Origin of the sequence: Sphingomonas soli NBRC 100801, from assembly GCF_001591025.1 — a bacterium.
Taxonomy (GTDB): Bacteria; Pseudomonadota; Alphaproteobacteria; order Sphingomonadales; family Sphingomonadaceae; genus Sphingomonas; species Sphingomonas soli.
Genome location: NZ_BCTZ01000024.1, coordinates 23,144 through 43,165, shown reverse-complemented (window position 1 = coordinate 43,165; position 20,022 = coordinate 23,144). Strand labels below are relative to the sequence as shown.

General features: G+C 64.6%; 17 protein-coding genes. 8 read left to right on the top strand and 9 right to left on the bottom strand.

Annotated elements, in window-relative coordinates:
• Positions 1 to 93: 93 nt before the first annotated feature.
• The 4 genes from SSO01S_RS15755 (at position 94) to SSO01S_RS15740 (ending at position 4,364) form a co-directional block, all read left to right on the top strand.
• On the top strand, positions 94 to 633 hold the full coding sequence (locus SSO01S_RS15755; protein WP_157073816.1) for a cupin domain-containing protein: 540 nt from the start codon (positions 94 to 96) through the stop codon (positions 631 to 633).
• Complete coding sequence (locus SSO01S_RS15750) at positions 612 to 2,006, top strand: MFS transporter (RefSeq protein WP_218000381.1); 1,395 nt, start codon at positions 612 to 614, stop codon at positions 2,004 to 2,006. Before SSO01S_RS15755 ends, SSO01S_RS15750 begins: the two co-directional genes overlap by 22 nt.
• The gene (locus SSO01S_RS15745) at positions 2,003 to 2,866 is read left to right on the top strand and encodes a CPBP family intramembrane glutamic endopeptidase (RefSeq protein ID WP_066800855.1); all 864 of its coding nucleotides are present in this window, start codon (positions 2,003 to 2,005) and stop codon (positions 2,864 to 2,866) included. Before SSO01S_RS15750 ends, SSO01S_RS15745 begins: the two co-directional genes overlap by 4 nt.
• Positions 2,867 to 3,041: 175 nt before the next feature.
• The gene (locus tag SSO01S_RS15740; protein WP_066800852.1) at positions 3,042 to 4,364 is read left to right on the top strand and encodes an MFS transporter; all 1,323 of its coding nucleotides are present in this window, start codon (positions 3,042 to 3,044) and stop codon (positions 4,362 to 4,364) included.
• Positions 4,365 to 4,657: 293 nt separating this feature from the next.
• Here the strand turns inward: SSO01S_RS15740 and SSO01S_RS15735 are convergent, their stop codons facing one another.
• The 3 genes from SSO01S_RS15735 to SSO01S_RS15725 form a co-directional block, all read right to left on the bottom strand.
• Positions 4,658 to 5,458 (bottom strand): OmpA family protein, encoded by an 801-nt coding sequence (locus tag SSO01S_RS15735; protein ID WP_157073815.1) that lies wholly within the window; start codon positions 5,456 to 5,458, stop codon positions 4,658 to 4,660.
• A gap of 17 nt (positions 5,459 to 5,475) precedes the next feature.
• Positions 5,476 to 7,077: a hypothetical protein gene (locus tag SSO01S_RS15730; RefSeq protein ID WP_218000380.1), complete on the bottom strand. Its 1,602-nt coding sequence runs from the start codon at positions 7,075 to 7,077 to the stop codon at positions 5,476 to 5,478.
• A 72-nt stretch (positions 7,078 to 7,149) separates the two neighbouring features.
• Entirely contained in the window at positions 7,150 to 8,142 is a 993-nt protein-coding gene (locus SSO01S_RS15725; protein WP_169798372.1) for an alpha/beta hydrolase, read from the bottom strand.
• Positions 8,143 to 8,252: 110 nt separating this feature from the next.
• Between SSO01S_RS15725 and SSO01S_RS15720 the strand changes: the two genes are divergently transcribed.
• On the top strand, positions 8,253 to 9,821 hold the full coding sequence (locus SSO01S_RS15720; RefSeq protein WP_066800846.1) for a carboxylesterase/lipase family protein: 1,569 nt from the start codon (positions 8,253 to 8,255) through the stop codon (positions 9,819 to 9,821).
• Positions 9,822 to 9,849: 28 nt separating this feature from the next.
• On the opposite strand, the gene SSO01S_RS15715 is transcribed toward SSO01S_RS15720, so the two are convergent.
• The 6 genes from SSO01S_RS15715 to SSO01S_RS15690 form a co-directional block, all read right to left on the bottom strand.
• Positions 9,850 to 12,537 (bottom strand): TonB-dependent receptor domain-containing protein, encoded by a 2,688-nt coding sequence (locus SSO01S_RS15715; RefSeq protein WP_083943175.1) that lies wholly within the window; start codon positions 12,535 to 12,537, stop codon positions 9,850 to 9,852.
• Positions 12,538 to 12,710: 173 nt separating this feature from the next.
• The gene (locus SSO01S_RS15710) at positions 12,711 to 13,496 is read right to left on the bottom strand and encodes an enoyl-CoA hydratase/isomerase family protein (RefSeq protein WP_066800843.1); all 786 of its coding nucleotides are present in this window, start codon (positions 13,494 to 13,496) and stop codon (positions 12,711 to 12,713) included.
• Positions 13,493 to 14,068, bottom strand: coding sequence for a carboxymuconolactone decarboxylase family protein (locus SSO01S_RS15705; RefSeq protein WP_066801011.1), 576 nt, complete (start codon positions 14,066 to 14,068; stop codon positions 13,493 to 13,495). Before SSO01S_RS15705 ends, SSO01S_RS15710 begins: the two co-directional genes overlap by 4 nt.
• A 62-nt stretch (positions 14,069 to 14,130) precedes the next feature.
• Entirely contained in the window at positions 14,131 to 15,339 is a 1,209-nt protein-coding gene (locus tag SSO01S_RS15700) for a CaiB/BaiF CoA transferase family protein (protein WP_066800840.1), read from the bottom strand.
• Entirely contained in the window at positions 15,332 to 15,946 is a 615-nt protein-coding gene (locus SSO01S_RS15695; RefSeq protein WP_066800837.1) for a glutathione S-transferase family protein, read from the bottom strand. The genes SSO01S_RS15700 and SSO01S_RS15695 overlap by 8 nt, the downstream gene beginning before the upstream one ends.
• 82 nt (positions 15,947 to 16,028) lie before the next feature.
• Complete coding sequence (locus SSO01S_RS15690) at positions 16,029 to 16,778, bottom strand: GntR family transcriptional regulator (protein ID WP_066800834.1); 750 nt, start codon at positions 16,776 to 16,778, stop codon at positions 16,029 to 16,031.
• A 68-nt stretch (positions 16,779 to 16,846) separates the two neighbouring features.
• Between SSO01S_RS15690 and SSO01S_RS15685 the strand changes: the two genes are divergently transcribed.
• The 3 genes from SSO01S_RS15685 (at position 16,847) to SSO01S_RS15675 (ending at position 19,825) form a co-directional block, all read left to right on the top strand.
• Positions 16,847 to 17,785, top strand: a complete 939-nt coding sequence (locus SSO01S_RS15685) for an alpha/beta fold hydrolase (protein WP_083943173.1) — start codon at positions 16,847 to 16,849, stop codon at positions 17,783 to 17,785.
• A 19-nt stretch (positions 17,786 to 17,804) separates the two neighbouring features.
• The gene (locus SSO01S_RS15680; RefSeq protein ID WP_066800829.1) at positions 17,805 to 18,626 is read left to right on the top strand and encodes an amidohydrolase family protein; all 822 of its coding nucleotides are present in this window, start codon (positions 17,805 to 17,807) and stop codon (positions 18,624 to 18,626) included.
• Between the two features lie 440 nt (positions 18,627 to 19,066).
• Positions 19,067 to 19,825 (top strand): hypothetical protein, encoded by a 759-nt coding sequence (locus SSO01S_RS15675; protein ID WP_066800827.1) that lies wholly within the window; start codon positions 19,067 to 19,069, stop codon positions 19,823 to 19,825.
• The last annotated feature ends 197 nt before the right edge of the window (positions 19,826 to 20,022 follow it).

Genomic DNA, 20,022 nt, shown 5'->3' with positions numbered 1-20,022 from the left:
CGTCAAACGCAACAATAATGTGCGAATGTTGCGCCTTTCGCCCTATCTGCTCTGCGCCGTACATCCTCGGGCTCACTGCACGAGGATGATAAGGTGACCGAAACAGCTTTGACCAGGTTCGTCGCGGCGGTGCGGGCGGACTGGGGCCCGATCAGCAGCGAATTGGTGGCGCGATGCCGTGGGCATCTCGATGATCTCTCTTTGGCCAGCGAGGGCGAGGAATGGCTGGCGGCGCTGCTTGCCGAACGTCCGGCCACGCGCGAACTGCACCGCGAGGCGGACAGCTTCATGCTGCTCGCGCATGCCGAAAAATTGGGCCTGTATCGTCCGCCGCACGATCATGGCCGCGCATGGGTCGTCTATGGCGTCCAATCCGGCGCGCTCGAAATCTGCACCTATGCGCGCGTCTCCGATGCAAATTCCGACCACTTGGTCCGCCGCGACACCACCCTCCTCAAACCCGGCCAAGCCCGCGCATATCTGCCCGGGGACATCCACGACACACGCTGCGCGACGGATGATGCGATGGTGTTCCGCTTCACCGAGCGTGATCTGCGTCATGAGGACCAGGTCGAGCGCAAGGTCATGCGCTTCGTCGAGCGCGATGGAGCATGGCGGGTACCGCTGTCATGACCAGGGAGGAGGGTGCCAGCGTTGTTGCGGTAATGGCGGCAATGGCGCTGGTTGTCCTCGATGCTGGGCTGGTCAACGTTGCGCTGCCGGTCATCGCGCGCGCGCTACCCGCGGCGCCGGCGCACGCGATACTCGCGGTCAGCGTCTATCAGACCGCGCTCGTCATCGGATTGCTACCGAGCGCGCACATCGCGGAGCGGCTTGGCTACAAGCGGGTGTTCCTGGCGGGGCTGGGGGTCTTCAGCGCAGCTTCGATCCTTTGCGGTTTCGCTCCTACGCTGGAGCTTCTCGTGCTGGCGCGGGCGTTGCAGGGGCTGGGCGGTGCAGGCGTCATGGCGCTGGGGATTGCGCTGCTGCGCTTTGCGCTCGGCTCTGAGCGGATGGGCAGGGCAATTGGATGGAACGCGCTGAACGTTGCGCTGTGTTCGGCGGCTGGGCCGATTGTTGGGGCGCTCATTCTTGCGCTGGCGCCATGGCCCTGGCTGTTCTTTGCCAAACTGCCGCTTATTGCCGTCGCATTGGCGGCTTCGCTTGCCTTGCCTCCTGTCCCGCCGGACCGGGGCACGATCGACTATATGGGTATCGTGCTGCACGCCGCTGTCGCTGGACTGTTTCTGGGTGCGGCGGGATTGGCGACCGCAGGCAGCGGATGGGCCATATTGCCCGCATGCCTTTCCGCCGGATTCGCGCTGGTGCTGATCCATCGCGAACAGATGCGCGATGCGCCGCTCTGGCCGATAGACCTGCTGGCGCAACGCGCCTTCCGGATATCGATCATCGCCTCGGTCTGTTGCTTCGTCGCACAGTCGGTGGGCGTGCTGGCGCTGCCATTCTATTTGCAACTCGGATTGGGGTATGGCCCGGTCGGCGCGGGGCTGGTCATGACCTGCTGGCCGCTGACTGTCGCGGTGACCAGTTCGGTTGCGAGCTTGCTTGCGGAGCGGTTCGGATCGGCCAGGCTTTGCGTGGTGGGCGGCGTGATGCTGAGCGCGGGACTGCTTTTGACGGCGCTATGGCCGGTTGCGGGCAGCATTGTGCCGCTTGCCATGGGCGCGTCGATGAGCGGGCTGGGCTTTGGACTGTTCCAGGTGCCGAACAATCGCACCATGTTGCTGAGCGCCCCGCCGGAACGCAGCGGCGCGGCAGGCGGCATGCAGGGCAGCGCGCGGCTTGCCGGTCAGACCGTCGGCGCGCTCGTTACCGGGCTGCTCCTCGCCGGCGCACCCGCTGCAGTGGCGCCGCGCATCGGATTGGCGCTGGGCGCAATTTTCGCAATTGCCGCCGCACTGGTGAGCGCCGCCGAAATATCGCCACCGGCCCGCGCCTCGGCAGATGGTTCGAATGGCAATGTTTCCATGGGAGAAATCGGATGACACGCCGGGCGGATCAGGCCATCGAGGGAATGCGAATCTCGCCCGGCGATTGGCGCTATCGGCTGAAGCAACTTGGCTGGGCGGCTGCGTTTCTGGCGACCCTTGCAGCGATCCTGTTCCCCGTGATCCTGATTTCGGTGCGCTACGATCACGCGGTTTCGCTTTACGAGCAGGGCGCGGTGATCGCGTGCGCCACGGCGGCGATTCAGATGCTTCGGCGCAAGCCTGTGTGGGAAGTGACGGGCCGCCCCGATCGCCGCTGGCTGCGCGAGCTAGGGCTTGGTGGAATGCTCGGCGCGGCGTTGATGCTCGCGCCGGCGCTACTGCTCTGGGCGGGCGGATGGGTGCGGTTCCATGGCAGCGATTCGGCGATCGGGGCCGTTTTCGGGGTAACGCTGCTGATGGCGGGCGTGGCGGTCGCCGAGGAGTTGCTGTTCCGCGGGCTCTTGTTTCAGCGGTTGATCGGCGCGCTCGGCGTCTGGCCCGCGCAACTTATCCTTGCCGGCCTTTTCCTACTCACGCATCTGGGAAATCCGGGGATGACGGGCGCCACCCGGATATGGGCGGGTACGAACATCTTCCTGGCCTCGCTGCTCTTCGGAATGGCGTATCTAGGAACCCGGAGCCTAGCCATGCCGATCGGCCTTCATTTCGCGGCGAATGTGACCCAGGGCATCCTGTTAGGGTTTGGCGTGAGTGGCGAGAGTGAGCCGCGGCTTCTTCGGCCCGTCTTGTCCGCAGCTCCTGATTGGCTGACCGGCGGCGCATTCGGGCTTGAGGCCAGCCTGCCGGGGCTGGCTGCCGTGGCCGCTTTGCTGTTGCTGCTCGGCCTCAGGAAACCGTCGCATGGCGGTGCCTGACCGCGCGCAAAACATCGTCATTACGGAGCGTTCGCCAGGGCAAGGCTAGCGGAGCGGCGGGTCAGCAGGAGCTGGCTCCTCCGCTGCCCACGCATATCCGGTCGCCGTTAATGTTCATAAGTATAGCCAATTAAGCTATGCCGCGCTAGGGTGCGCGGGAAAGAGGGGCCGCCGCATGAACCAGACCGCCAACGAATCGCTTGAAACCCGGCTTCACCGCAAGCTGGCGTGGCGGCTGCTGCCGATCCTGATGGTCTGCTATATCCTCAATTATCTCGATCGCTCCAATATCGGCTTTGCGAAGCTGGCCTTCATGGACGATCTCGGCATGACGGAAGCGGCCTTCGGGCTGGGTGCCGGGCTCTTTTATCTCGGCTACAGCGCGTTCGAGATTCCGAGCAACCTGATGCTCCACAAGGTCGGCGTGCGGAAGACGCTGCTGCGGATCATGGTCGCGTGGGGCCTGTGTGCGGCCGGTTTCGCGCTGATGAAGACCGATCTGCATTATTACATCCTGCGCCTGCTGCTGGGCATCGCCGAAGCCGGCTTCTTCCCCGGCATGCTGCTCTTCGTATCGCTGTGGATCCCCTCGCGGCGGCGCGCCACTTTTACCGCCGCATTCATGGCGGCGATGCCGCTGGCTTCGCTGATCGGCGGCCCATTGTCGGGCGCGATCCTGCACGGGATGGACGGCGTTGGCGGCTGGCACGGATGGCAGTGGATGTTCGTGATCGAGGGGCTTCCTTCGGTTGCAATGGGCGTGCTGGCGTTCGTGCTGCTCTATGACCGGCCCGAGGACGCGCGCTGGCTGACCGCCGAGGAAAAGCGCTTCCTTCGCAGCGAACTGGACGCCGAAGCTGCGGAGACTGCGGCGCGGGCGGAAGCCGGCGGGGGCAGCCACACCCAGTTCGGCGCCGCGGCGCGCGACGTGCGCATCTATTCGATCGCGGCGATGGCGATCAGCCTGGTCGCCGGAGGAGCGGGTCTGCAATTGTGGATGCCATCGGTGATCCGAAATGCGGGCGTGGACAATCTGCTCCATGTCGGCCTGCTTGCCGGCGTGCCCTTCCTGATCGCCATCGTCGTGCAGCAGCTTGTCGCGCGCCGGTCTGACCGGAGGCAGGAGCGCCGCTGGCACGCGGCGACGAGCGCGATGCTGAGCGGTGCGGGATGGCTGTCGCTGTTGTTCACCTCTTCCAGCCTGCCGCTCGCGATGATTTCACTCACGGTTGCGGTGTGTGGATTCCTGGGCGCGACTGGCCCCTTCTGGGCGCTGCCATCCCGCTACCTCACGGGCAAGGCCGCTGCCGGTGGCCTCGCGCTGATCGCGACGCTGGGCGGGGTGGGATCGTTCCTGAGCCCCACCATCGTCGGCTATTTTGCAGACAAGGGCGGCAATCTGGATGGCGCGTTCGTCTATTACGGGCTGCTGATGACGGCCGGGCCGCTGCTGATGCTGTGGGGCAGCTACAAGTTGGAGCAGCAGCGCAAACTCTAGGGGGCGTCCGGTAGGGGCCGCGTCACCGGCGTCCCCGTGAAGGCGGGGACGTTAGGCCAAGCGGGATGCTCGTCCCCTTTCGCGGTCCTGGATTGGCGAGCCAATCGGGGGCGGGGTGAAGCTGGTCACGGACAAGGCGGGCGGCTGGCCCCAGGCGTCCGGCACTCGCTCCGGCGGCGATTTCGTTTAAAGCTGAATCGGCACCAGCACGCTCCCCCACCTCGGCAACCAACGGTGCATATCGTGGGCTGCGGATGAGGAAGCGGGCTGGTGCCGATTAATTGAAAGCTGCTCTAAGGCGTGACGACGATCTCGACGCGGCGAGTCTTGTAATCGTCCACGCCGGTATAGCGCTCGGGCCTCACCTTCGGTTCGACCGACACGGCCTCTGCCGGCACGCCGATATCGACCAGAGCGAAACGGATATTCTCGACGCGCTCGGCGATCACCGCATCCTGCTCGGTCAATTTGGTCCCGTCGCTGAGCTTCGCGCCGCCGCGATAGGCGATCACGCGCACGCTTCCCGCCTTGCTCGCGGTGGCATAGCGCATCGCCTCGGTCACATTGCGGTTCGCACGTGTCGGCATGTAGGTGTCGTCGAAATCGAAATAGACGGTGAAGGTCTTCTTCTCGAACGGCGGGTCATATTTGGTTACCTGGCGCGCCCGCAGCTGGTTGCGCGCGGAAAGCACGTCGGGGTCTGGCCCGGTTCCGCGCCGCGCGCCGGTGATCACATGGCCTTCGGCGGGCAGGATCGTGTTGCAGCTCGGATCGAGCTCCGGCATCGTCGCAACCTTCACGGGCTCCAGCACGATGCCGCCGCAGATCCGCGGCTTATCGGTCACAACTCCTTCGACCAGCGCCTTGTGCAGCAATTGCGGGGGGAAGAACGGGTCCTGCAGATCGAGCTGCAGCCCCAGATAATATAGCTCGCCCTTGTGCTCGGCGAGCCAGCACGGGACCATTTCGGTATCGCGCACGATCGGGCAGCCGACAAAGTTGAGCCGCTTCACCTGATCCTGCGCGAGCGCGGCGGAGGACGCCACCATCCCTATCATCGCCACCGCTCCGGCGATCCGGCGTGCATGCATCATCTTGGTTCTCCGGGCCATCACAGCACGCTGAGGAAGTTGATCAGGTCCTGACGCTCGGTGCTGGTCAGGCCCATGTTGAAGCGACGATCATAATAGCTCACCAGATCGTCGAGCGAGGCAGCCGATCCGTTCGCGAAATAGGGCGCACGCGCCGAAAGCCCCCGCATCTGCTGCATCGTGATCGCGCCGATATCGGTGCACTTGCCGCTGATGATCGCGCGGCCGGGATCATGCGTGTAGATCACGCGTCCGAGATAGGGATGCGGCCGCACATCGGGCCGGCAGGTCAGCTTGAACACGGGCAGATCGGGCGACACGTTCGCCGTGGGCAGATTGGCCGTTCCCAGATCGATCCAGCCGGGGGCCACGTCCATCCCGGTATGCGACGCGTTATGACAGGTCGCGCATTGCCGCTTCACCGGATTCCCGAGGCCGATCGAATTGATATAGGTCACGTTGCGGATGAAGAAGGGCCGTTTGAAGAACACATCCGACCCGCGCGCGACGGAGGCGCGGAATGCGGCCTGATCGTCCAGTTTCGCTCCCTTGTCGGCGCGCCAGGCGTCGTAGAAGCGGAACACCGGATTGCTCTCGATATTGCCCAGCCCCGGCTTGCCGTCGCGCAGCGCCGCGGGGCCAAGGCCATCGACTGCGGGCGTATCGGTCAGGTCGCCGCCGCGCTTGCTGCGGATCTGCGCGACGAAAATCTGCCGCTCGAATTTCTCCAGCACCGCCAGCTGCTCCGGGGTCATCATCCCGGTCATCTGCAAATGCGTTATCCCGGCTTCGACCGCCTGCGCCTTGAGCGTCGGCTGCCGCGAATCCGCGAGCAGGTTCATGCCCACGCGGACGCCCGTTTCCGGATCCTTCTCCAGCGGCGTACCCAGCTTGATGTTGAAGAACTGGGCGTAGGGCTGCATCACATATTTGAGGTTCCCGACCACGCGCGGGCGGCGGAACACCGAGATCATCGGGTTCTTGCCCTTCAGGCCATAAACCGGATCGAAATTGCAGCCGGTGGGATCCGAGACGACTTCCAGCGTGAATTCGGGCTTGAGCGGCGCACCGGTCGCGGTCTTGGGCGGCCAGGGCAGGAAGATGCGGAACAGCCCCTTTTCGAGCAGCAGCGAATGCGATTTCGGATCGCCCTGTGGCAGGCTGGGGCAATTGGATCCGTCGATCGGCGCGAACAGCGGGTCCTTGCCGCCGGTTTCCTTCCAGCGACGCTGCACCGTCTCCACTGATATGCTCATCGCATCGTTCGGCTGATGACAGGTGACGCAAGCGCGTCCGTTGGTGCCGAGCGGTGTGAAGAAGGGATGGCCCTTGGTCTGCACCGCGCCGTCTTCATTGAGGATGCCGATCTGGCCGTGCGGGTTATCGTAGAGCGCCAGCGACGGGATCACCTCGCTGCGGCCGGGCTCAAGCCACGGGTTGCGCGGTGCTTCCTGCGCCTGCTCGCGCTGGCTCGCCACATGGCCGGCGACATTGCCGACCGCGCCGGGAAGCTCCTGGTTCGCGAGCTGGGCATGAGCAAAGGTGCCGCCGAACAGCAGCCCCGCTCCGATCAGTGACAGCCGGCCCCAATTGGCGCCCTTGCGAGGCGATGGATATTGCACGCGCTGCCCTCCGGTTCCGACCATTGCGGTTCTAATGCCTTAAAAGGTCTATGATATGACTTTTTAGTCGCGTCAACGTTTTGCGGGATATGATCCAGCGAAAGCGCGGCGGAGAAACTCGATCAGACGGCGATGGAGCTGGGCAGATTCCGGCAGGCGATCATCGCTCTGGAAGCAATGCGGCAGGCCGTCCCACACGTGCAATTCGGCTTCGACCCCGCTTTCCCGCAACATGTTGTGCGAATAGGCGGCCTGGCTCATTTCGACGCCGCGGCTTCCTGCCGACAGGAATGTGGGAGGAAAGCGGGCGAGCAGGGGAGGGCTGGCCACCGGGCGAAAGAGCGGGTCGTCAGGGCGCGCGGTGCGATAGTAATCGAGCGGATTGGGGCCGCTGCTGATTTGATCGGCCCTTGCTGGACTGGGAGGACGACCCGCCAATGCGGCGCTTAGGATCAGCGAGTCGCCGCCGGGCCCTGCCAGTCCTGCGCACAGGATCGCCAGCGCCGCTGGGCGCGGCAGTCCATCATGCAGGATGCGCGCGATGAGCTGGCCGCTAAGCCCGCCGCCAAAGGAGCTTCCGAAAATCGCTATGTCCTTGGCCCGATGGGATTTCAGCAGCACCTGATAGACGTTCAGCGCATCATCTGTGGCTGCAGGGAAATAGGCATCCGGCGCGCCGCGATAGGCGATGGCATAAACCGTATAGCCGCTGCCTGCGACCACGGGCGCAACGTCAGGCACGCCGAAATACTCCTCTCTGCGCGCTCCGCCGCCGCGCATATAGATTAGCGCATGGCGTTTTTCGGCGGGTGTCTGGAGGCGGGCGGGGCTCACCCGCATCGCCGCGATTCCCCCGAGCGTTACCCTCTCTACGCGAACGGGAAAGCGGGCGAGCGTCGCGGCATCGAGCGTGTCGTTGCGCGGGCCGGTGCGCGCGCGCGGGTTGCGCAGCGCCTCAAGCGCCGCCTCGCTCAAGAAAGAGGAGGGCGGCATCGTCACGTCGCGCAGCGCCACCGTTCCAGCGGGGGCGCCATCTTGCGCCGCAGCGCTCGCAGGTGCGGCCAACAGTCCGACGCTCGCCACCGCACATCGCCACCGATATCGCATGTTTCAAATCCTTTGGAAAAGGGATAGTATCATGACCTATATTTAATAGTCGAGGGAGAGGGACACAGATGCAGACATTTTCGAGCCTGAGCCGCCGCCAGTGGCTGGCCGGTGCTGCCACCGCACTGATTTCGGCGCCATCGATCGCACGGGCCGGTGTCGGGGTATGGGGCGAAGCGCCGGTGGTGCGCACGCCGCACGGCACCGTGCGCGGCGCATCGGTGAACGGCGCGCTGCGCTTCCTTGGCATCCCCTATGGCAATGCGCCCGGCCGGTTCGAACGCTGCGTCCCTGCCGAGTGGAGCGGAATCCGCGACGCACTCGCCTTCGGCCCGATGTCGCCCCAGGCGACCGGCCCGCGTGAATATACGGTGCCCGCGTCAGAGGCGTGCCAAGTGCTCAACATCTATACTCCCGCGCTCGATGGTAAGCCCCGGCCCGTGATGTTCTGGCTGCACGGCGGCGGATTCCAGTCCGGCTCGTCCAGCACCGATCGTTTCGACGGAACCGGTCTGGCGATCGCGCACGACGTGGTCGTGGTGACGATCAACCATCGCCTCGGCGCGCTCAGTGCACTGCGTCTCGATCATATCGATCCGCGTTTCGCCGATGCAGGGCGCGTGGGGATGCTGGATATCATCGATGCACTTGGCTGGGTGCAGCGCTCGATCGGCGCGTTCGGCGGGGATCCGGGGCGGGTGATGATCTTCGGCCAGTCGGGCGGGGGCGGCAAGGTGATGACCATGCTGGCGATGCCCGAGGCCTGCCGACTGTTTCACAGCGCGGTGATCCAGAGCGGCACGATGCGCCAGACTTCGGTCACGCTAGAAGAGGGGGAAGAGACGACCGCCAAGCTGATGGCGGCGCTGTCGCTCGGGGCACGGGACATAGATGGCCTGCGTGCAGTGCCGCTCGAGCGGCTGCTCGCTGCACAGGCGAAGCTCATGGAGGTCCGTGTGCAGGGCCTTCGCCCCTGGTCCGCGGTGATCGATGGGCGGGCACTCCCCGAACAGCCTTTTGGTGCGCACGCTCCGGCATGCTCGGCGCATATCCCGATCATGGTGGGCTCCACCACCGAGGAGCATCGTCCGTTCAACTTGCGTCGCCCCGAGCTGTTCTCGCTGGATGCAGCAGGAGCGAGGGCCGAATTGCTGCCGATCTTGGGCGAACGTACCGACGCCGCGCTCGCCGCCTATCGGGCCGCGCGGCCTGGAGCATCCGAGACGGATCTCTATTTCGCGCTTTCGGCGGACGAGATGTACTGGTCGAACAGCCTGCGCGTCGCGGAACTCGCATCGAAGCGCCAGGCACCGGTATATTCCTTTCGCTTCGCCTTCGATCCCGACCGCGCGACGCGCGGCGCAAAGCCAAGCCCGGGTGCTGGGCACGGATCGGAGCTTGCCTATATCTTTCGCCAGATCCCCGCTACGGCGTCGCCCGCCGCGCGGCAGGTGTCGGAGCTGATGAGCGGCGCGTGGGCGAGCCTTGCGCGGACTGGCGATCCCAACGTGAAGGGCCGTCCCCAGTGGCGCCCGTATGACGTTGCGGACCGCCGCACGATGGTGTTCGACACCGTAACAAAAGAAACGCCCGACGCGTACCGCGCCGAGCGTCGATGGTGGGAGGAGCGGCGCTGAGGCGCCGCTCCCGTATCGTGCGGGGAGGTTAGAACTTCTTCCCCAGCGTGAGCGCGACGATGCGGCCGGTGGGGTTCGCCACCTGCGGATCATAGCCGTTGCGGAAGCTCACGAACGGCGGGTTGCGATCGAACAGGTTGCTGATCTCCAGCCCGACGCGCGTATCGCTGAGCAATCCGGTCCCGTTGAAGCTGTAGCCGATGTTCAGGTCCACCGTTGCATAGGACTGGACGCGCTTCTGCGGCACCACGCCGGTGTTCCAATAGCCGTTCGAGTAATTCAGCGCGACCTGCGCGGCGAGCCCGTCCATCGTCCAACTCAGGCTGGACCGGTTGCGGAAGGTGAGCGGGTAATCGATCGTGTTCACACGCTCGACCAGCGGGGCGGCCGCGCTCGGCGCCACCTGGAAGGACAGGAAATAGGTGCCCGCCGAACGGAACCGGAACTCGCCCGCGCTCGCCGTCGGGAAGGCGAGATCGAGCTGGTAATCGAGCCCGCGGGTCTTCGTCACGCCCAGATTGTTGTTGCTCGCAAAGATGAACACCTTCGAATTGAAGTAGGTCGTTGCGGTGCCGCCCTGGATCACATGGCCGGCGTCGAGATATTGCTGCAGGAACGCCTGGCTCGGGTTGCGGACGATCAAGTCGCGGTAAAATGCTTCATCGAGCAGGATGGTGGTGTTGTTGTTGTGGCCGATGATCTGGCCTTCATAGACCACGTTGAAATAGTTGAGGCTCAGCCGCGCCCGATCGAACGGGTTGATCTCCGCACCCAGCGAAAACGTCTTCGCGGTTTCCGGCTTCAGCGCCAGATTGTCGGCGAACAGGCCCACGCCCTGGATGATCCCGCCTGCGCCGCCATTGGCGGTGGGATCGGTGAAGTTGCGCAGATACAGGCCGCCACCCGCGGGCGTGTAGGTCTGGGTCAGGTTCGGCGCGCGGAACGAAGTGCCATAGCTGCTGCGCAGCGTCAGCCCGTTCACCGGCGACCAGTTCACGCCAATCTTCGGATTCTTGGTGACGCCGGCATCGCTATATTCCTCGACGCGGCCGGCGAAGTTCAGCTCCAGCTTCTGGATGCCCGGCATCGCGTTCTGCGCGCTGACCAGAGGCAGATAGACTTCGCCGAACGCCGCCTTCGTGTTGCGCGGCAAATCGCGTGCGAAATACACCACGGCATTGTTGGGGCCGCGTTCGGTGCCGGTCAGAACCTTCACGTTCAGATAGTCCGCGCCTACGGCAAAGCGCACCGGCCCGCCCGGCAGGTCGAACAGCGAACCGTCCACCTTCAGCCGCGCCGTATATTGCTTGATGTCGCCGAAGATGATGTCGGTAAAGGCGCTGATGCGATCGAGCACCGCTTGCGACGTTCGGGTGCCGGTGCGGAACGGGTTCAGCGCATTCGCCGGGTCGCTGCTGGCGAGCGCCGTCGTGATCGCGGCGGTGTCGAGCGCGTTGCGGATCGTATTGTCCTGGCTGCGTCCATAGGATCCCGAGATCCGCGCGCGCACATCGGCGAACAGATCGATCTCGGTCCCGCCGAAAATCTGGAACTGGCGCGAAGTGGCGCGCCCGCGGAACGTGGGCCCGAAATCGTCGGCGAACGAATATTGCACCGTCAGCGACGCCGGATTCAGCCCCTGTGGCGCTACGAAGAAGGCGTTGGTGCGCGGTACGGTCAGGCTCTGGGTGGCAGCTGAGCTCGTCGGAATGGCGTCGCGACGGCTCAGGTAGCCGGTCATCCAGATGCGCCAGCCATCCGAGATCTCCTGATCAAAGGTCATGCTGGCGCTGTTATATTCCTGCTGCGGCAGGAGATCGCTCATGCGCGAGGAGTCGCAACGATTTTGCGTGTTTGCGATCAGGTTCGCCGGTGTCGCGCCGCCCGCCGGGATCGCATAGCTGATGCCGCCGATCACGATATTGCCCGGCGCGCATGAGGTGGCGCGGAAATCGGCGTTCCCGGCCGCGCGGAAGTCGTTCGTCACGAAATCCCGGTCGCCGCCGAAGACGTTGCTGCGATAGCTGTGCTGATAGGCGAGCGTGAAGCGCCCCGATCCCCAATCCTGGCCCAGGATCGCGCTGATCTGCGCATCCTTGTACTGTGCGCCCATGCCGTAGCGGGCATCGATCCCCAGCCCGTCATAGGAGCGGCGCGGCACGAGATTGACCACGCCGGCCACGGCGTCCGAACCGTAAATGGCGGATGCGCCGTCCGCGATCACTTCCACGCGCTGAAGCGCGATCGTCGGGATGCTCGATGGATCGACGAAGCCGCCGGTCGTGCCGTTGGGCACCGGCCGCTCGCCATCGAACAGGGTCAGCGTCGCGAACGGCCCCAGGCCGCGCAACGAGATCGCGGTCGCCGCGACCACGTTGGTCGAGCCGCCCGGGCCGTTGCGCGAGCCTTCCGAAATACCGGAATTGAAAACCTGCGGAGTTTCGAGAAGCATCTGCGAGACCGTGACCGCAGGCGACGCGTCAATATCGTCGCGGCCGATCGCAACCACCTCGGATCCCACCGGGGCGATGCCGCGGATGCTCGTGCCGGTCACGACGATGTCTTGCGATCCATCTGCCGGAGGAGCCTCGGCGTCCACGGCGGCTTCGGGCTCCGCCGGACGCGGAGGGGCGTCCTGCGCCTTCGCGGCTGTTGCGCCAAACGCTGCGATCGCCAGCGCGATCATGGAAACCTGAATCGTGGAACGCTTAGTCATCCTCAACCCCCCAAATGAGCATGCCGCTAGCCGGCACTTATTATCTGATGGTATATAATTATGTCCTTTACGGGTCAATATGGTCCTATCTCATACCGAAAATCCGGACCCAGACCACAGAGACGGTGTGGAGTTGCTCTGCCATATAGTTCATAAATATGGATTTTAGGTCGCTATCGACCCTTGAACACCGGCTTGCGCTTTTCGCGAAACGCGGCGAGCGCCTCCTTGGTGTCCTCGGTATTCGCCAGCGCCGCGGTCTGAGTCTGCTCGTAGCGATAGCCATCGCGCAGCGGCATTTCCTCAGTGAGTCCAAAGGACCGCTTGGCGGCGGTCACGGCCAGCGGCACCTTGCCCGCGATCTCGCGCGCAATGCCCAGCGCCTCGTTCATCAGCCGATCCCGCGGAACGCATAGCGAGGCGACGTTCATCCGGTGCAATTCGGGACCGCTGATCCGCCGCGCCGTGTAGATCATCAGGCGCGCGTCTGAAGGGCTGAACGAGCGCAGGACGTGGCGCACGCCCCCCGCCATCCCGAAATCCACCTCGGTCATCGACAGAAAGGCTTCCTCGGCCACCACCATGATATCGCACACCAGCGCCAGCACGCAGGCCGCGCCGATCGCCGCGCCATTGACTGCGGCGATGACCGGCTTCGGGCATTCCAGCACGACATCGAACGTCGCGCGCACCAATCGGTTGTGCCGCGAATATCCGCCGGGTTCGTCGGCAATGGCCGGGCGCTCGCTCAGATCCGCACCCGCGCTGAACGCTTTGCCTTCGCCCGTGAGCACGATCGCCCGGATATCTACTTCCGCGCCCAGCACGTCGAACGTGCGCACCAGTTCTTCACGCAGCGCGCGATCGTGTGCGTTTACCGGAGGCGCCGCTAGAGTGACCACGGCGACGTGACCGTCAATCTCGATCTTCAGTCGAGTCAGATCCTCAAGCCCCTTCATGCTACGTGCTCCCGGGCGTTGGTGGCGGGGGGCAGGGCACTCCGGCCGCAACCATCGATCATTGGCGCGGTTGGCAGATCGGATGGCGCGGGAATCTCGTGCGCATTGAGCGTCATCGCCACCATCGAATAATAGCCGATCAGCGCGGTCAACTCGACCACGCCGACATCGCCCCAATGGGTGCGGACGGCGGCGTAGGCCGCGCTGTCGACGCGGCAGTGCAAGAGGATCTGGCGGCAATATTCGTACACGATCGCGTCGCGCTCGTTTTCGAAGTGCGGCGCTTCGCCCGCCGCGATTGCCTCGATCAGCGCGAGCGGCAGCCCGGCGTCCAGCGCGAGCCCAACATGGATTGCCCACTCCACCTCGCTTGCCCAATGCCGTGCAGTCACGATGATCGCGAGCTCGCTGAACCGGTTGCCGAGCGAGGTTTCGTAGCGAAGCTGCGCCCCAAGGCGGGACCAGTCGCGTGCCAGGTCGGGATTGTGGATCACCGCGCGCAGCGGCCCCACCATCCGTCCGCGCGGCCCGGCGACGATTTCGTCATGAACGCGCCTCTGGGCGTCGGTCATCGCCTCCGGTTCGATCAGGGGTATCCGGTCGCGCGGGGCGCCGGGAATTTTGGTCTCCACGTTCAAGCAACAGTCCCCATGTTGGCGGTGCGGATGCGGTCCAGCACCGTCTTGGTGTCAGCGCCCAGGAGCGGCGGTGCGCGGTCGATCGGACGCGACGCCTCCTGAAAGCGGATCGGATTGCCGACGATCGGCACCATGCCACCCAGCGTGTGTTCGACATGGCGCAGCACGCCGCGATGGACGATCTGTGGATCGTCGAATAATTGCCCGACGGTGTTGATCGGAGCGCAGGGCACGCCGGCCGATTCGAGCGCGGCGATCAGCGCGGCGCGCTGCCATCCGGCAAAAGCCTCACGCAGCAGCGGCGTCAGAACCTGGTTCTCGCGCACACGCTGGGCGTTGGTCGCGAAGCGCGGATCGCTCGACCATTCGGATCGGCCAATCACTTCGCAGAGTTTGGCGAACTGGCCGTCATTGCCCACGGCGAGCACGAATGCGCCGTCCGCCGCTTCGAAGCGATCCTGCGGCTGGATATTGGGGTGGCGATTGCCCTGGCGTGTCGGTTCGCGGCCGGAGACGAGGAAGTTCATCGCTTGATTGGCCAGCATCGCTGCGGACACGTCGAGCATCGCCAGGTCGATCGTGTCGCCCTGTCCGGTGCGGTCACGCCGGGCCAGCGCCGCCAGCACCGCGACGGCGGCATACATTCCCGTCATCAGATCGACGATCGGCGCGCCCACTTTCTGTGGCCCGCCGCCTGGCAGGTCGTCGCGCTCGCCGGTTACGCTCATCAGCCCGCCCATCGCCTGGATGGCGAAGTCATAGGCCGCCTGGTCGCGTCGTGGGCCGTCCTGTCCGAAGCCGGTGATCGAGCAATAGATGAGGGCGGGATTGTCCGCGCGTAGCGTTGCCGCATCGAGCCCGTAGCGGGCGAGTGCTCCGGCCTTGAAATTCTCGACCACCACGTCGCATTCGCGGGCGAGGCTGCGCAGCGTCGCCTGTCCCTCGGGATCGGCGATATCGATGGCGATCGAGCGCTTGCCGCGATTGACCGAGAGATAATAGCCGGCCTCGCTGGTTTCTTGTCCCGCCGCATCCTTCAGATAGGGCGGGCCCCAGGCGCGCGTGTCGTCGCCCGCTCCGGGCCGCTCGACCTTGATGACCTCGGCGCCCAGGTCCGCGAATAATTGCGTGGCCCATGGCCCCGCCATGATCCTGCTGAGATCGAGCACGCGGAGATGCGACAGGGGCCCTGCCGTGTCAGTCATCGATGATCTCGGTGGCGATGGCTGCGGGATGCTCCTCGAAGCCGCGGTACCAGCGCGCGAGCTGCGGCCGTCCTTCGCGCCAGCCGAGATCGGCGAAACGGAAGTCGAGATAGCCGAGCGCGCAACCCAGCCCGATATGGGCGATGCCGAACGGCTGGCTTTCGATCGCGGCAAGCTCCTGCTCGAACCGGTCGAGCGTCGCACCCGCTTTCTCGCGAAAAGCATCAATCCAGGCTGCGGTTCGGGTCTCTGAAGGTTTTTCCCGCTCATTGCGCCACAGGATCAGCAGGTCGAGCAATCCGTCCGCCCGCGCCGCCCAGCTCAGCGCCTGCCAGCGCGCGGGGCCGGGGGCCGGGAAGATGTGCGGACCCGACGAAAGTGCGTCCAGATATTCGCAGATGACCCGCGAATCGACGAGCACCGTGCCGTCTTCCAACACCAGCGTCGGAATCTTGTTGAGCGGATTGTCCGCCATGATCGCCGGATTGGGGCGCGTCATCACCGCGACGCTGCGCACCCGTTCGATCCGGTCCGCCACCCCCAGCACGTGCGCGGCGATCATCGTCTTGCGCACATAAGGCGATCGCGGCGACCAATGCAGTTTCACATACCCTCCCGTTTCGGCTGGGAGTCATCCAGCCGCAGGGCATGAATACGCGCACTTAGTCCGTAAGTCTATCCCTTAGCCACTATTTCAGCTTCAGGTCGATCCGGACGACATCGCCACGATAGATACCGTTGGATACCGCGATGACTACGCCGCGCTGATCGACCGCGACGCGCTGGACATGGGCGACCGCCGCATTGAGCGGCAGCTCAAGGGCCGTCGCGGTCTCGATATCGGCGCCGCCGATCGTGATGGTCTGGCGCGCGTCGCGGATCTGTACGTCGGGCAGGCTCTCGGCCATTCGCATCGCGGTAAGCGTGGTGAAGGCATTCTTCGGCAGCCCCTTGGCCAGCGCCGCATCGATGTAAACGTCGGCGACCAGAAAGGGCCGATTCTCGCGCCAATGCTGGCGTCGCAGGTGCCGGTAGCGCGGAGCCAGCGTGCCCAATTCACGCGGAAGACCCGTGGGAGCGTCGACCAATTGGTCTTTCAGCACCTTGATTACGGCATCGTCGCGCGCTGTCAGCAGATCCTGCCAAGAGGCTTGAACATTGCACCACAGCCCCTCTCGCCGGCGATCGAGTACGAAAGTGCCCTTCGCGCGATAGCGCGCGAGCAGGCCTTCATCTTCGAGAACACCGAGCGCCTGGCGGACCGTGGCGCGCGCGACGCCGCATTCCTCCACCAGATCGTCGATCGTTGGAATCTGTTCGCCAGTCGGCCAGATGTCGCTGTCGATCCGGCGCCGGAACAGCGTGGCGAGCTGCAGATAACGCGGCACGGCGCTGCGGCTGAGATCCGGTTGCGGGCGGAAGGTGTCTCGTTTCCCCATGGCCCAGATATAACAGCCTTCTGCCAGGTTTGAAGCTGTTGACGCGTCGTCCAAACATAAAAAGGATAATGTTTGGTATTGTGACCTTTGTCGTGTTAGTCACCGCGTTCATGAAGAGCCTTGCTTCCAGCCCGCTTTCGCGCCGGACCCTCATCGCTGCCGCAGCTGCGGCGCCCTTCTCCGCCATCGCCCATGCTCCCGAGGGCGCGCCGGTTCCTCCTCCGGGGGCGCGCGAGGTTCTGGTGAATGTTCCGGGCGCGCGCCTCTGGGGCTGGGATTCGGGCGGCAAGGGTGATCCGATCCTGTTGCTCCACCCGGCAACCGGCAGCGCTGCGATCTGGGAATATCAATATGCCGCATTCCGCCGCGCCGGTTACCGCGTCGCGGCCTATTCGCGCCGGGGCCATTTCGGATCGCCCGTCGAGCGCGGCGCGGAATTCGGCCATGCCGTGGACGATGTGATTGCCGTTGCGGATGCGATGAACCTCGATCGCTTCCACCTGGTCGCCACTGCGGCGGGCGGCTTTATCGCGCCTGAATGCGCAGTTCTGTACCCGTCGCGGATATTGTCGATGGTATTGGCCTGCACGCAGGGCGGGGCCGCTGAGCCATGGCTGCGCCGCGAGCTCGATCGTATCGGCCCCCCCTCGCTGCGCCAGTTGCCGGCAGCGGTGCGCGAGCTCGGCCCCAGTTATCGCGGAGCCAATCCCGAGGGAGTGGCACGTTGGGAAAAGCTGGAGGAGCATGCGGTGATCGGCGAGCGGGTGCGTCAGAAGCCGCGCGTCACGCTCGATGCTGCTGCACTCGCCCGGATCAAGACGCCTACCCTTGTGATCGCCGGCGGTGCGGACCTGATCATGCCCGCGCCGCTGGCCCGTCGCTATGCGGAAATGATCCCAGGGGGGCGCTTCGCATTGCTGCCCGATTGCGGCCATTCCGCATATTGGGAGCAGCCAGAGGCCTTCAATGCGGAGGTCCTGCGCTTCCTTCGAACGCGCCGCCGCTAAATCCATAGGATCCTTGACCATGCACCGATTGCCCGCTGGAAGCTGGGACACGCATTGCCACGTCTTCGGCCCGGCCGCAGATTATCCCTGGGCGGAGCCGCGCACCTACACGCCCGCCGAGTCCTCGCGCGAAGCGTTGGCAGAGATGCATGCCTCGATCGGCGCTGATCGTGCGGTGATCGTCCATCCCGCCTGCCATGGCTATGACATGCGCGTGACGCTCGACGCCATCGCCGCTTCGAACGGGCGGCATCGCGGCATCGCGCTGGTCCCGCCCGAAGTCACCGGGGCCGAGCTGCGGCAGCTGCATGCGGGCGGCATCCGCGGCGTCCGCTTCAACTATGCGCCCGCGCTTGGCCCGGTACCCAGCGCCGCCAACATCCTTAGCCTGGCCGATCGCATCGCGCCGCTGGGGTGGCATGCGGTGTTTCACTTCGACCCGCAGGAGCTCCCCGGCTTTGTAGCAGTCGCTGCGCGCCTGCCAGTCCCCTATGTAATCGATCATCTCGGTAGGATCCGCGTCGAAGGCGGGCTGGAGCAAAAGCCGTTTGCAACGTTGCTTGACCTAGCGGAAGACCCCAAGTGCTGGATAAAGATATCGGGTGCAGATCGTGCCTCGGCCGCCCCCCCGCATTACGATGACACGATCCCCTTCGCGCAAGCGCTGATCGCGGCTGCGCGTGATCGCATCCTGTGGGGCACCGATTTCCCGCATCCCAATGTGAAAGGACCCGTGCCGCGTGAAGCCGATCTCGTCGCGCTGCTCCGCCGCTTCGTACCTGACGAGGCGCTGTTGCGCCGCGTACTCATCGACAATCCGGAGCGGCTTTATGGGAAGTGATTGTGTAGCGACGTTGCAGGCTGTCGCCGTAAAGGCACCTTGTGGACATGAGACCCCGCCCATACGCATTAGGCGGCCCGGTGTCCTTGAAACAAATCCTGGGCCGGCAACGCAAGTCTCGGTTCCGGCCATCAATCTGCTCGCGACCGAATTATGGGATCGGTGCTTCAGCCTGACGGAGATCGCCGCCGCCTTCAAGGATGCAGGCGCTGATCTACGCCCATATGCAGCGGGCGAAGACGTCCGACCCTGAAACCCGTTTATCGGTTCACGACCTAGCTGCGAATGGCGATATCCCTAGCTCGGAACTTATCGGCATCAGGGCTGTGGCAGCTTTTCTTCGGCGGAGACCGCGACATGCGGTATTCCGTCCGCGCCAATCCATCCGCGATACATGCCCGGGGTGTTAATCGGCATGGCGATGTTCCCGGCTGCGTAAAATGTCCGATAAGATCGACACCCGTATTTCGCCAACGCTGTATCCCGGCATTGCCGGTGAGATTGCCGATTACGACGACGAGACGCGCCCGTTGCTTGGGCAGACCGAAACGGCAGTGCATGAGGCGTTTCAGGCGCTGCAATCGATTCACGACGCCAAGGCTGGCGCGGCAAAAAATCCAGCTCTCAATGAATACGCGCAACTGATTGCTGTCGATAATCACGCCACCAAGCTGATGAGCAAGGTTTACGGTTCGTGGTCGCGCACGGTGGACACACTCAACAACAATATCGCCTCGCTTGAGAAGGAGTTGAACGCGCCGGTGGAGCAGCGGGCTACTCAGAGCATGGCATCCGAGATCAGGTCGTTCTTTCGTGGCATGGACAATGAGGCGAAGCGCATCACCGCGATCCGGCAAGCGATTGCGGACGGCGATTCGATCACGGTTACGGCTGTTCTCGGCGGTCGGCACTACCTCTCCGGGATCGACGCGGAGACCAGCGCGCAATTCCTGCATGAGTGGCACGGGGCGCAGCGCCCGCTCGAAGCGAAGAAGCTGCGGGCGATGAAGGCGGCGGCGGAGATGCTGAACAACCGATACAAGATGCTCACCAAGGCGGTCAGCGATGCGGTCGGCGACATCAAGATCTACGAGGAATCGAAGGACGGCAAGCGCCAGATCCTCGTCAAAACGGTGACCCCCGAAATGGTGCGAAAGCAGGTAAAAGAGTCCAACGCCGCATTCGCCGTCCCGGTCTGACGCTTGCTCTAATCAAATCGAGGTAGTTCGATGAACGCTGTCGCTCCCCCTTGGGGCACGGATTGGAAGCCTGCGCCCCCGTCACCTGCGCCGCCCGTGCGCGGTGCGGGCAACCCCGCGTGGACTCCCGGCTGTCCGTCGCCGAACCCCGCTGGACGTCCTGCCGGTCGCCCCGACAAGCGTCTGCTCGCCACCGC